A 12,626-nucleotide genomic window follows, 5' to 3' on the forward strand; every position below is an offset into this window, starting at 1 on the left:
AGGGAGGGCGGATGGTGTCTTCGCGGGCCGTGGTGGTCGGGGTCGTTTGCCTCGGGTTGGTGTGCGGATGTGGGGGAGGGGAACGGTCGGTGGGCGGGAGTCCTGAGTCCGGGGCGGCGGAGGTGCCGGGGGCGGACGCGTCCGCGCCGGAGGCGCCCGTGGTGCGGGTGCCCGAGGGGGTTCGGGCCTCTTATGCGGTCTTCGATCGGAAGGCGGGGCGGGTCGTGCTGGAGCGGGAGCCGCGGCGGACGTTCCGGTCGGCCTCGGTGGTGAAGATCCTCATCGCGCTGGACTTCCTGGAGCGGCATCGGGCGTCGGCGGCGGATCGGGCGCTGCTGGTGCCGATGCTCAGGTCGAGTGACGATCACGCGGCGACGGAGTTCTGGCGGCGGGGCGGGCAGGGGAAGATCATCGAGCGGATGGTGCGGAGGGTGGGGCTGGCGGAGACGGCGCCGCCGCCCGCGGACAAGCCCGGGTTCTGGGGGTATACGGCGCTCAGCGCCGGGGACGTGGTGAGGACCTACCGGTATCTGCTGGACGAGGCGCCGAAGGCGCACCGGGAGTTCGTGCTCGGGCAGTTGCGGAGGTCGACGCCCTGCGGGAAGGACGGGTTCGACCAGACGTTCGGGATCCCGCGGGTGGTGAAGGGGCCGCGGGCGGTGAAGCAGGGGTGGTCCGGGTTCGGGGACGTGCCGGCCGAGCCGTGCGAGGGTGCCGGGGCGCGGCCCGCGGCCTGGCGGCCCGATCTGGGGCTCGGACGGCCCGTGCTGCATACGACCGGGGTGGTGGGCGACAGGATCATCGTGGTGCTGACGCTGCAGCCGGAGGGGTCGTCGTTCCGGGCGGCGGCGGCGCGGATCACGACGCTGACCAGGGACGTCTACCGGGCGGCGTGACGGGGGTCACAGGGCGGGGAAGGGTTCCGTCCCGACTGGGTCATCGGAAGCGGTGCGGCCGGACGGGAACGGAAATCCATGGCAAAGATCTGGGCTGTTTACCAGGTTGTGGGCGAATAGTCCCTCGCTGGCGTATGTAGCTTTTTTCTCCCAGGGGCAGTGACGCCGAACGGGGGACACGGGGTTGGCGGAAGCGGAGGGCACCCAGCCCGGGATGCACGTTGCGGACCTGGAGGACCTCCGGGGCGCCGCGCACGACCGCGCGGTGCTGGCGGAGGCGCGGGTCGTGCTGGGGCGGCGGCTCGGCGTTCCGCCGGGGGAGGCCCTGCAGCATCTCATCTGGCTCGCGCGGGATCTGGACATCGACCTCACCGAGGCGGCGGCCCTGCTGGTCAAGGACCGGGGCGAGGGCCCGGTGGGCGCGGTGCTCGCCGGGCGGCGGGCGCCGCGGGCCGAGGGCGGCACGGAGGAGCGCGAGGCCGTGCTGACCGAGGCGGAGGACGTCCTGCGCCGGGTGACGGCCGAGGACACCGGCGGCGACGCCGAGATCCTCGCCGAGACGGGCGACGACCCGGTGGCGCGGGCGGTGCTGGACGGGACGCTCGACTCCTGCGCGCATCTGGTGCCGGTCCGGGGGGCCGACGGGGCCGTGGCCGACTTCCTCTATGCCGAGCTGAACGGTGCCACCCGGGACATGTTCGGGCGCGGCGGGGCGGAGCTGACCGGGCTCCGGCTGCTGCGGACGGATCCGGGCGCCGTGCTCAGCGGGCTCTTCGACGAGTACGTGGAGGTCCTGGAGACCGGCAGGCCGGCGGAGCGCGGCTCGATCATGTACTCCACCGCCCAGCGCGGCCTGTCCCGGTCGTCCCGGATGAGCGTCCGGTGCGTGCGGGTGCCGACCGGGGTGTGCGTCACGTGGCGGTACCACGCCGCCGAGGACCGCGTCGCGCGGAGGCTGGAGCGGGTCGAGCGGCTGGCGCTGATCGGCTTCGGCGAGTGGGACCTCGCGACCGGCGAGTCGGACTGGACGCCGCAGATGCGGGCCAACTACGGCCTCGCCCCCGACGAGGTGCCGCCGATGCCGCACGACCTGCCGAAGGCCGTGGCGGACGACGACCTGCCGCTGGTGGAGGAGGCCGTCCAGACGATGTTCTCGCGCCGGGAGCCGGTGGAGGCCGAGCACCGCGTCATCGGGCAGGACGGGACGCCGCGGCACCTGTGGCTGTTCGCCGAGCCGGTGCTCGGCGACTCCGGGCTGCCGGTCTCGATCAACGTCGTCTCGCAGGACATCACCCGGCGCCGCGGCGTCGAGCGGGCGCTCGCCGAGACCCGCCGGCAGATGCTGAAGCAGCAGGCGCGGACGGCGCAGGAGCGGAAGGTGGCGGTGACGCTGCGCCGCGCGATCCTGCCGGACGAGGACGAGGTGGAGCAGCTGCCGGGCCTCACCATCGCGGTCCGCAGCCTCGCGGCCGAGAGCACCGCGCGCATCGGCGGGGACTGGTTCGCCACCCGCGCGCTGGCGGACGGCCGGTCGCTGTTCGCCATCGGGGACGCGGCCGGGCACGGGCTGCCGGCGGCGGCCGCGATGGCGCGGACCCGCAACGGGCTGCTCGGCCTCACCTGCACGGGCGAGCCGGCGGGGCGGCTGGTGGGCTGGTTGAACGAGCTGGTCGGCAATATGGACCCGCCCGCGACGGGCACCGCGATCGTCGCCCACTTCGACGCGTCCCGCCGGGCGCTGGAGTGGACGTGCGCGGGCCATCCGCCGCCGATCCTGGTCCGGGAGGGGCGGGCGACGCTGCTGGAGGTCGTCCGGGACCCGATGCTCGGCGCGATGCCCTGGCGGTACACGACGATCACCACCGACCTGCGTCCCGGGGACCTGCTGTTCCTCTACACCGACGGCCTGGTGGAGCGCAGGGACGCCGACCTGGACGAGCGCATCGGCCGCCTCTCCGAGATCCTGCAGGACTCCTCGATGCGCCCGGACCTGGCCCTGGACGAGGTGATGGCGCGGATGGAGTTCGACCGGGCGGCGGACGACACCACGCTGTTCGCCCTGCACGTCGAGTGACCGGGCACACGGTGGGGCCCGCGGGGCCGAGCCGTGTGATGTAGGACTCAGCCGGGGCGGCGACCGGGGCCGGGAGGCGGCGGACGCCCGCGCGCCGGCCGCCGCGTCCCAGGAGTTCTTTACCTTTCGGTCATCAGCCGGTAAGCCCTGCGGGCAAAGGGCTGAGGGCCACTCGGGGAAAGATCGGGAACACTCGGCGCCGTGACGCTGTTGGTGAATCCTTGGAAGGGCATGAGACGGGCATAAACGAGGTTTGTGCTTGGTTTGCTTTTCTTGAGAAGGTTGCTTACCTTCTATCCGAATCCCGCAGCGCGCCCCATGCGTTGCCGCCGGCCGTGCGATGTGCGGCCGAGGATCGCGGAGCGGTATCCGCACGCGATGCGCGCCACCTGACGCGCGCACCCTCACCGAGATCAGTCGCTGAGATACATCCGTAAAAGTCTGCGCCGCGCCATGCGGTGCGAGGCCGAGTCCGTCCCGGTCGATGCGGCCGGACGGAGCCGGGGACCCAATGTTCCAGGGGTGAATCGGCGCGCCGAGAGACGCGCCGTAGGGCTGCTTCCATGCCCGAATCCGTCAGCTAACCCGGTAGGCGTCATGGAAGACAAGGAGATTCCCTGCATGACCGGTCGTTTCGATCGACTTTCGCTCACCCGGTTCTCCTCCGAGGACAAGGCCGTCGGCGTCGCCGCCGGCGCGGTCCTGGCCGGAGCCGTCGGACTCGCCGTCCTCAACCCCCTGGCCGGCGGCAGCGCCGCGGCCGAGACCCCCGCCCAGGCGGCGGGCGCCGTCGCCGAGCAGAGCACGGTGTCGAAGGGCTCGGCGGCGATGACCACCGCCGAGGCCAAGGAGGCCGGCTACAAGGTCGCGCCGCGCGCCGTCCAGGCCTCCGAGGTCATCAAGCTGGCCGAGAAGCAGGTCGGCATCAGCGAGGGCAAGGCCGGCCAGACCAAGTTCCACGACTGGTACGTCTCGACCCCGCACGCCAAGGCCACCGCCCAGCGCGACGGCGGGTTCTCGGTCAAGGCCTACAACGGCGCCCAGTGGTGCGACATGTTCGTGTCCTGGCTCGGCGCCCAGACCGGCGTGAAGAACATGGGCTGGGACGCCTACACCGTCCAGCACGCCACCTGGTTCAAAAAGACCGACCGCTGGGGCGACAAGCCCAAGCCCGGCGCCGTGGTCTTCTTCGACTGGAAGAACGGCTCCAACGGCTCCATCGGCGGCATCGACCACGTCGGCCTCGTGGTGAAGGACAACGGCGACGGCACCGTCAAGACCATCGAGGGCAACAGCAACAACGAGGTGGAGAAGAAGACCCGCGACAAGTCGCAGATCGTGGGCTTCGGCTACCCCGACTACGCCAAGAGCTGACCTCCAGCTCCTCCAGCTCTCCAGACCCTCCAGACCCTCCAGACCCGAAGGCGCCCGGCCCCCCGCCGGGCGCCTTCGGGCGTTCAGGGCGATCTGCGCTATGTCTCCGCTGAAGTCGGGTAATGCGAAGCATTGGCAGCCTTTGATCCTGCTTGGACCTCAGTGCGGAGTTCCGGGATAGGAATCAGGAGCGACGCGTCCGACCGGCCGCGACCCGGCTCAGTCCCCGGCGGAACCGGGGGAAGGGGGATGCCCGATGCGGGTGCGCCCGGATGTGAGCGTGGTGGTGATCGCGTACAACGACGCCCGGCGGCTGCCGCGGGCGGTCGCCTCGTCGCTGGCGCAGTCGCTGGGCGGCGTCGAGACCGTGATCGTGGACGACGCCAGCACCGACGGCACCGGGGAGGTCGCCGACGGGCTCGCCGCCGCGCACCCGGGGCGGGTCCGGGCCGTCCACCTGCCGTCCAACTCCGGTGGCTGCGGGCGGCCCCGCAACACCGGGATCGATGCATCGGCCGGCCGCTACGTGATGTTCCTCGACAGCGACGACCTGCTGGACCGGCACGCCTGCCTCAACCTGGTCGCCGCCGCCGAGGACAGCGGCGCCGACCTGGTCTCCGGCCTCTGCGACCGGGTCTTCCTGGACGTCCCGGAGGGCGCGAAGGGCCGCATCCGCCCCTGGTACCCCTGGCTCTACCGCAGCACCGCCGTGTACGGGTCGCTGGCCGAGAACCCCGACCTCCTGTACGACACCCTGTCGACCAACAAGGCGTACCGGCGCGGCTTCCTGGAGGAGCACGGGCTCCGGTTCGTCGAGCGGCTGCACTACGAGGACCTGCTGTTCACCGCCGAGGCGTACCTGGCGGCGGGCCGCACCGCCGTGATCCCGCACCGCGTCTACCACTGGCTCGTCCGGCAGGGCACGGCGGCGCCGTCGATCTCCAACCGGCGCGCCGAGCTGGCCAACTTCGCCGACCGGCTGGAGATCCACCGGCGCATCGACATGCTGTTCACGCTGCGCGGCGCGCACGACCTGCGGCGCGCCAAGGACGTGAAGTTCGTCAACCACGACCTGGTCCTCTACCTGCGGGAGCTGCGCGACCGCGACGCGGGCTACCGGGAGCGCTTCCTGGACCTCGCGGCCGGCTATCTCGCCGAGCTGGACCCGCGCGTCTTCGCGTCGGCCAACCCGATGCCCGCGATCGCCGCGTACCTGATCCGCGAGGGCGACCACGACGGGGCGCTCGCCGCCGCCGAGTACCGGCCCGCCGAGCGGCCCGAGCTGCGCGCGCGGCTGGTGGAGCGGGACGGGCGGGTCTTCTGGGGCGCGGGACGGCCGCGCGGGACGCTCGGCCGCGCGGTCCTGGACGTCACGGGCTTCGGCTTCCACGTCCGGCCGCTGAAGGAGCTGCGACCGGCCAACACGGTGACGCGGCTGGAGATGCGCGGCGACCGCGTGCTGATGGCCGGGCACGTCCTGAACCCCCTGGACCGCGTCCCCCCGGACGCCGAGCTGGCCGGGACGCTGGAGTTCTGCGACCGGCGCCGCCGAACCCGCAGGGCGCGGGCCCGCGCGACCGTGCGCCACGAGGGGGAGCGGCTGGCGTGGCGGTCGGAGTTCGCCCCGGCCGGGCGGATCAGGCCGGTCGGGTTCGTCGATCCCGTCTGGGACGTGCGGCTCCGCGTCCGGGTGGACGGCGAGGAGATGGTCACCCGCCCCGGCGAGGGCCGCGGATCCCCGTCGCTGACGGGCGTCGCGCTGCCCGTCCGGCCCCGGCTGACCCGGATCGCCGCGGACCGGCTCCGCTCCTACGTCACCGAGGGCGGGCACCTGGCCTTCGCGCTGGAGACGGCGAACCCGTGGGCGCGGCTCGCCGGGGCCGCCGCGCTGCGCGCCGCCCGGTCACCGGCGGGACGGCTCGCCTGGCGCCGGGCGCGGGGCCTGGAGAGGGCCGTCCGGCGCGGGCTGACCTCCCGCGACACCAAGATCGCGGTGTTCAACCGGGTGCTCAGCCGGCTGCCGGTCCGGCCCGGCCTGGCCGTCTTCGAGAGCCACCTGGGCCGGCACTACTCCGACAATCCCAAGTACATCTACCGGGAATTGCGCAGGAGGGGCCGGCCGGTGCGGGCGGTGTGGGCGTACGCGTCGTCCCCTCGGGGGTTCCCGGACGACGCCGCACTGGTCCGGCGCGGCTCGTGGGCGTACTTCCTGGCGCTGGCCCAGGCCCAGTTCTGGATCGACAACCAGGGCTATCCGGAGGGCCTCCGCAAACGCCCCGAGACCACCTACATCCAGACCTGGCACGGTTCGGCGTTCAAGCTCATGGGCCTCGACCAGCCGCGGGTCAAGAGCGGCCCCGCCGCCGAGCGGGCCCGGCTGCGCCGGATGGTGGAGCGCTACGACTGCTTCCTGGTGCGCTCCGGGCACGACGCCGCGACGCTCTGCGCGGGCCTCGGGGTCCGCTCGGAGCTGCTGCCGGCCGGCTATCCCCGCAACGACCCCCTGGTCAACGGGGCGGACGGCGATGCCGAGCTGGCGGCCGAGGTGGCCTCGCTCCGCGCGTCGCTCGGCCTCGGCGACGGGCGCCGCGCCGTCCTGTACGCGCCGACGTTCGCGACCGGGCGGAAGGGGCGCCCCGTCAAGCTGCTGGAGCCGCCCGTCGACCCGGAGCTCTTCGCGCGCGAGCTGGGCGAGGAGTACGTGCTGCTGGTCCGGCCGCACTACCTGTGCCGCGCCAACGTCCCGCCCGGTGCCCGCGCGGTCATGCGGGACGTCGGCGCCGTGCCCGACGTCACCCCGCTGCTGCTGCTCGCGGACGCGCTGATCACCGACCACTCCTCAATCATGTTCGACTTCGCGCTGCTGGACCGGCCGATCATCCTGCACCTCCCGGACGGCCGCGACCTCACCACCGGCTACTTCGACCTGGACCGGCACGGTCCCGGGCCGATCACCCGCACGCAGGAGGAGCTCGTCGCCGCGCTCGCCGGCCTGGACGCGGCGGCGGCCGCCCACGCGGCCCGGCGCCGTGCGTTCGCCGCGCGCTTCGGGGAGCACGACCGGGGCACCGCGGCCCGGACGGTCGTGGACCGCTATTTCCCGGCCGCACCGCCGGACCACAGGGGGAACAGGGGGGAACGCGATGGCCGCACGGCGTGACGTCTTCATCGTGTGCAACAACGCCGACGAGATGGGCGGGCTCCAGCGCTGGGCGCACCACATGGCGCGGCTGCTGGCCGGACGCGGCGACCGCGTCACGCTCGTCGGGATCACCTCCGGTCCGGAGCCGTACCACCACGGCCGCGACGGCTCCTACGCCGTCGAGGTCCTGCACCGCGAATGGCGGGCGCCGGTGCTGGCGTGGCAGCCGAAGCGGCGGCGGGAGCGCCTGAACGCGGTGGCGCGCGGGCGGGAGCTGCGGCGGGCCGCGGCCCAGCGGCGCGGCGCCGCCCGGCTGTCGGAGCTGTTCGCCGCGGCCGGCCCGGGGTCGGTGGTCATCGTGGCGCAGGTGTGGGCGATGGAGTGGGTGCGGCTCGCCGACACCGCAGGGCTGCGGGTCGTGGCGATGAGCCACGAGTCCTACCGGGCGACCCGCAGGTCGACGCGGTACCGGCGGGTCAAGGAGCACTACGCGGACGCCGACCGGATGCTGGTCCTGACCGCCGAGGACGCCGACGCCTGGGCCAGGGACGGCATGACCAACGCCGACCACATACCGAACGCGCTGCACGTCACGCCGACCGTCCGCCCCACACTGGACCTCCCCGTGGTCGCCTGCGTCGGCCGGCTCTCCTACGAGAAGGGCATGGACCTGATGCTGGAGGCGTGGGGGCGGATCTCCGCGCGCCACCCGGAGTGGCGGCTCCACATCTACGGCGGCGGTCCGGACGAGGAGGACCTGCGCGCCCAGGCGGCCGGGATGTCCGGCTCGGTGGAGTTCCGCGGCGTGGTCGCCGACGTCGAGGAGGCGCTGGTCGAGGCGTCGGTCTTCGCGCTGCCCTCGCGGGCGGAGGGCTTCCCGATGTCGGTGCTGGAGGCCATGGCGTACGGGCTGCCGACGGTGGCGTTCGACTGCGCGCCGGGCGTCCGGACGCTGATCGAGGACGAGCGGGACGGGATCCTGGTCGGACCGGGCGACACGGTCGCGTTCGCGGCGGCCCTGGAGCGGCTCATCGGCGACCCCGGCCTGCGCCGCGCGCTCGGCGCCGGGGCCCGCGCCTCGGTGCTCCGGTTCCATCCGGACGCCGTCCTGGCCCGCTGGGACCGGCTGTTCGACCTGCTGCACCGGGACCCGCCGTCGGCCGTGCCGGGGCGCCCGCCCGCACCGGTCCGGGAACGGGCGGCCGAACCCGTGCTGGGGAGTGATTCTTTCTAACAACTGTTTGGTAGAGTCCGTGGCGTGAACCAGAACGAGTCGCCGGCGGACCGCGCGTTCCGCGCCGAGGTCCGCGACTGGCTCCAGGCGAACCTGTCGGGGGAGTTCGCGCACGCCCGCGGGCTCGGCGGCCCCGGCCGCGAGCACGAGGCGTTCGAGGAGCGGCTGGCCTGGGAGCGGCACATGGCCGCGGCCGGCTGGACGTGCGTCGGCTGGCCGGCCGAGTACGGCGGGCGCGGCGCCAGCCTCGAGCAGCAGGTCATCTTCCACGAGGAGTACGCGCTCGCCGACGGCCCCGCCCGGGTCAACCACATCGGCGAGAACCTGCTCGGCCCCACGATCATCGCGTTCGGCACCGACGAGCAGCGCGCCCGCTTCCTCCCGCCGATCGTGGCGGTCGAGGAGCTGTGGTGCCAGGGCTACTCCGAGCCGAACGCCGGCTCCGACCTCGCCAACGTCCAGACCCGCGCCGAGTTGTCCGGCGACCACTGGACGGTCAACGGCCAGAAGGTGTGGACGTCCCTCGCCCTCGAATCGGACTGGTGCTTCGTCGTCTGCCGCACCGAGCCGGGCTCGTCCCGGCACAAGGGCCTGTCGTACCTGCTCGTCCCGATGAGGCAGGACGGCGTCGACATCCGGCCGATCATCCAGCTCACCGGCACCTCCGAGTTCAACGAGGTGTTCTTCGACGGCGCCCGCACCGGCGCCGGCAACATCGTCGGCGCGCCCGGCGAGGGCTGGAAGATCGCCATGGCGACGCTCGGGTTCGAGCGCGGCGTCGCGACCCTCGGCCAGCAGGTCGGGTTCGCCCGCGAGTTCGAGGGCGTCGCCGACCTCGCCCGGCGCACCGGCGCCATCGACGACCCGCTGCTGCGCGACCGGCTGACCAGGTCGTACCTGGGCCTGGAGATCATGCGGCTGAACGCCGTGCGGACCATGGCGGGCGTCGCGGCCGGCGCGCCAGGCCCCGAGTCGTCGATCTCCAAGCTCGTCTGGGGCACCTGGCACCGGGAACTGGGCGAGCTGGCGATGGACGTCCTCGGCGCCGCCGGCCTCGTCGCGGACGGGGGGAACTACGACCGCACTTCGGGCGAAGCCCAGGGGGTCCGGGGGTCCACCCCCGGGGGGAACTACGACCTGAACGACTGGCAGCGGCTGTTCCTGTTCTCCCGCTCCGACACGATCTACGCCGGGTCGAACGAGATCCAGCGCAACATCATCGCCGAGCGCGTGCTCGGTCTGCCCCGTGAACCGACCGCAAGCAGAGAGGCACGCGGATGACGCCCCCGCCCTACGTCCCCGGCCACGGACTCCTCAAGGACCGCGCCGTCGTGATCACCGCGGCGGCCGGGGCCGGGATCGGCGGCGCCACCGCCCGCCGCTGCCTGGAGGAGGGCGCCCGCGTCCTGATCTCCGACACGCACGAGCGGCGGCTCACCGCGTCCGCGCAGGAGCTGGAGAAGGAGTTCGGCGCCGACCGCGTCGCCTCCCTGCCCTGCGACGTCACATCCGAGGAGCAGGTGCGGGCCCTCTACGACCTCGCCGCCGAGCGCTTCGGGCGCATCGACGTCGCCGTCAACAACGCCGGCCTCGGCGGGACCGCCGACCTCGTCGACATGGCCGACGAGCAGTGGGACCGCGTGATCGACATCACCCTCAACGGCACCATGCGCTGCACCCGCGCCGCCCTGCGGATCATGCGCGGCCAGGGCGCGGGCGTCATCGTCAACAACGCCTCGGTGATCGGCTGGCGGGCGCAGAAGGGCCAGTCGCACTACGCCGCCGCGAAGGCCGGCGTCATGGCGCTCACCCGCTGCTCCGCGCTGGAGGCCGCCGACTACGGCGTCCGGATCAACGCCGTCTCGCCGTCCCTCGCCATGCACCCCCACCTGGTCAAGGTGACCTCGGAGGAACTGCTGGACGAGCTGACGCGCCGGGAGGCGTTCGGGCGCTACGCCGAGCCCTGGGAGGTGGCCAACGTTATCGTCTTCCTGGCCAGCGACTACTCCTCGTACATGACGGGCGAGGTCGTCTCCGTCTCCTCCCAGCACGCATAGGAAGCACATGAGTCCACGACGGCGCGACGCCGAGGGCACCGCCGCCGCCCGCGCGGAACGGCGGGCGGAACTGCTCGCCACGGCCGCCGAGGTGTTCGCCTCCCAGGGCTACTCCGCCACCACCGTCCGGAAGGTCGCCGACGCCGCCGGCATCCTCGGCGGCAGCCTGTACTACCACTTCGACTCCAAGGAGTCGATGGCCGACGAGATCCTCCGGACGTTCCTGGACGAGATGTGGGCCGGGTACGAGCAGGTCCTCTCGGCCGGGCTGAGCGCCCGCGACACCCTGGAGGCCGTCGTCGCCCAGTCGTTCCGCTCGATAGACCGGCACCGGCCCGCCGTCGTCCTCTACCAGAACGAGTCCAAGCACCTCGCGACCAGCGAGCGCTTCCACTACCTGCTCGACTCGCAGCGCCGGTTCGAGGAGATGTGGCTGTCGCTGCTCGACCGCGGCGTCAAGGAGGGCGCGTTCCGCGCCGACCTCGACCGGACCCTCGTGTACCGCTTCATCCGCGACACCGTCTGGGTCGCGGCGAACTGGTACCAGCACGGCGGGCGGCTGTCCGCCGACGACATCGCCAAGCAGTACCTCGCCATGGTCCTCGAAGGCATCCAGGCGAGCTAGGCCCCCTGTACGACGGACCTGTACGAAGGAGAAGACCATGGCCGAGGCCTACATCGTCGACGCCGTCCGCGCCCCCGTGGGGCGGCGCAACGGCGGGCTCGCCGGCGTGCACCCCGCCGACCTCGGCGCGCACGTCCTCACCGCGCTGATGGACCGGACGAAGATCGACCCGTCCGCCGTCGAGGACGTCGTGTTCGGCTGCGTCGACACCATCGGCCCGCAGGCCGGCGACATCGCCCGCACCTGCTGGCTCGCCGCCGGGCTGCCCGAGGAGGTCCCCGGCGTCACCGTCGACCGGCAGTGCGGCTCCTCCCAGCAGGCCGTGCACTTCGCCGCGCAGGCCGTCCTGTCCGGGACGTCCGACCTGGTCGTGGCGGGCGGCGTGCAGAACATGTCGCAGATCCCGATCGCGTCCGCGATGACCGCCGCCGCGCCGCTCGGCTTCACCGAGGGCCCCTTCGCCGGCTCCAAGGGCTGGACGCGCCGCTACGGCGGCACCGAGGTCTCCCAGTTCAACGGCGCCGAGATGATCGCCCGCGACTGGGACCTGTCCCGCGAGGACATGGAGAGGTTCGCCTACGAGTCGCACCAGCGCGCCATCCGCGCCATCGACGAGGGCCGCTTCGAGCGCGAGATCGCCCCCTACGAGGACGTCGCCGCCGACGAGGGCCCGCGCCGCGACACCACCCTGGAGAAGATGGCGGGCCTGAAGACCCTCGTGGAGGGCGGGCGCCTCACCGCCGCCGTCTCGTCCCAGATCTCCGACAGCTCCGCCGCGCTGCTCATCGCCTCCGAGCAGGCCGTCAAGGACCACGGCCTCACCCCGCGCGCCCGCATCCACCACATCTCCGCGCGCGGCGAGGACCCGATCCGGATGCTGTCCGCGCCGATCCCCGCCACCGCGTACGCGCTGAAGAAGACCGGGATGACGATCGGCGACATCGACGCCGTCGAGATCAACGAGGCGTTCGCGTCCGTCGTCCTCGCCTGGCTCAAGGAGACCGGCGCCGACCCGGCGAAGGTCAACCCGAACGGCGGCGCCATCGCCCTCGGCCACCCCCTCGGCGCCACCGGCGCCCGCCTCATGACCACCCTCCTCCACGAACTGGAGCGCACCGGCGGCCGCTACGGCCTCCAGACCATGTGCGAGGGCGGCGGCCAGGCCAACGTGACCATCCTCGAACGCCTCTGACCCGCCGGCCCGCGGCGGCGCCGCGGGCCCCC

Annotated in this window: 9 protein-coding genes and 1 riboswitch; all 9 genes read left to right on the forward strand. The window is 73.1% G+C overall.

What is annotated here, in order from left to right; all coding sequences use genetic code 11:
• Positions 1–89: 89 nt before the first annotated feature.
• Positions 90–896: a hypothetical protein gene (locus ABZ806_RS19820; RefSeq protein ID WP_500218779.1), complete on the forward strand. Its 807-nt coding sequence runs from the start codon at positions 90–92 to the stop codon at positions 894–896.
• 214 nt (positions 897–1,110) lie between these two features.
• Positions 1,111–2,970 (forward strand): PP2C family protein-serine/threonine phosphatase, encoded by a 1,860-nt coding sequence (locus tag ABZ806_RS19825; RefSeq protein ID WP_500218780.1) that lies wholly within the window; start codon positions 1,111–1,113, stop codon positions 2,968–2,970.
• A gap of 454 nt (positions 2,971–3,424) precedes the next feature.
• Positions 3,425–3,580: riboswitch (cyclic di-AMP (ydaO/yuaA leader) on the forward strand.
• Positions 3,581–3,591: 11 nt separating this feature from the next.
• Positions 3,592–4,344 (forward strand): CHAP domain-containing protein, encoded by a 753-nt coding sequence (locus ABZ806_RS19830; protein ID WP_500218781.1) that lies wholly within the window; start codon positions 3,592–3,594, stop codon positions 4,342–4,344.
• 256 nt (positions 4,345–4,600) lie between these two features.
• Positions 4,601–7,504 (forward strand): bifunctional glycosyltransferase/CDP-glycerol:glycerophosphate glycerophosphotransferase, encoded by a 2,904-nt coding sequence (locus ABZ806_RS19835; RefSeq protein ID WP_500218782.1) that lies wholly within the window; start codon positions 4,601–4,603, stop codon positions 7,502–7,504.
• The gene (locus ABZ806_RS19840; protein ID WP_500218783.1) at positions 7,488–8,720 is read left to right on the forward strand and encodes a glycosyltransferase; all 1,233 of its coding nucleotides are present in this window, start codon (positions 7,488–7,490) and stop codon (positions 8,718–8,720) included. Before ABZ806_RS19835 ends, ABZ806_RS19840 begins: the two co-directional genes overlap by 17 nt.
• Positions 8,721–8,744: 24 nt before the next feature.
• Positions 8,745–10,001 carry an acyl-CoA dehydrogenase family protein gene (locus tag ABZ806_RS19845; RefSeq protein ID WP_500218784.1) on the forward strand — a complete coding sequence of 419 codons (1,257 nt, stop codon included), beginning with the start codon at positions 8,745–8,747 and terminating at the stop codon, positions 9,999–10,001.
• Positions 9,998–10,777, forward strand: a complete 780-nt coding sequence (locus ABZ806_RS19850; protein ID WP_500218785.1) for an SDR family oxidoreductase — start codon at positions 9,998–10,000, stop codon at positions 10,775–10,777. The genes ABZ806_RS19845 and ABZ806_RS19850 overlap by 4 nt, the downstream gene beginning before the upstream one ends.
• 7 nt (positions 10,778–10,784) lie before the next feature.
• Positions 10,785–11,402: a TetR-type transcription factor C-terminal domain-containing protein gene (locus ABZ806_RS19855; RefSeq protein ID WP_500218786.1), complete on the forward strand. Its 618-nt coding sequence runs from the start codon at positions 10,785–10,787 to the stop codon at positions 11,400–11,402.
• A 37-nt stretch (positions 11,403–11,439) separates the two neighbouring features.
• On the forward strand, positions 11,440–12,594 hold the full coding sequence (locus tag ABZ806_RS19860; RefSeq protein WP_500218787.1) for an acetyl-CoA C-acetyltransferase: 1,155 nt from the start codon (positions 11,440–11,442) through the stop codon (positions 12,592–12,594).
• Positions 12,595–12,626 lie beyond the last annotated feature (32 nt).

Source organism: Spirillospora sp. NPDC047418 (genome assembly GCF_040643275.1).
GTDB lineage: Bacteria > Actinomycetota > Actinomycetes > Streptosporangiales > Streptosporangiaceae > Spirillospora.

Coding starts and splice junctions, on each gene's coding strand:
- ABZ806_RS19825 (WP_500218780.1), top strand. CDS start 1,111: ATGCACGTTGCGGACCTGGAGGACCTCCGGGGCGCCGCGCACGACCGC.
- ABZ806_RS19830 (WP_500218781.1), top strand. CDS start 3,592: ATGACCGGTCGTTTCGATCGACTTTCGCTCACCCGGTTCTCCTCCGAG.
- ABZ806_RS19835 (WP_500218782.1), top strand. CDS start 4,601: ATGCGGGTGCGCCCGGATGTGAGCGTGGTGGTGATCGCGTACAACGAC.
- ABZ806_RS19840 (WP_500218783.1), top strand. CDS start 7,488: ATGGCCGCACGGCGTGACGTCTTCATCGTGTGCAACAACGCCGACGAG.
- ABZ806_RS19850 (WP_500218785.1), top strand. CDS start 9,998: ATGACGCCCCCGCCCTACGTCCCCGGCCACGGACTCCTCAAGGACCGC.
- ABZ806_RS19855 (WP_500218786.1), top strand. CDS start 10,785: ATGAGTCCACGACGGCGCGACGCCGAGGGCACCGCCGCCGCCCGCGCG.
- ABZ806_RS19860 (WP_500218787.1), top strand. CDS start 11,440: ATGGCCGAGGCCTACATCGTCGACGCCGTCCGCGCCCCCGTGGGGCGG.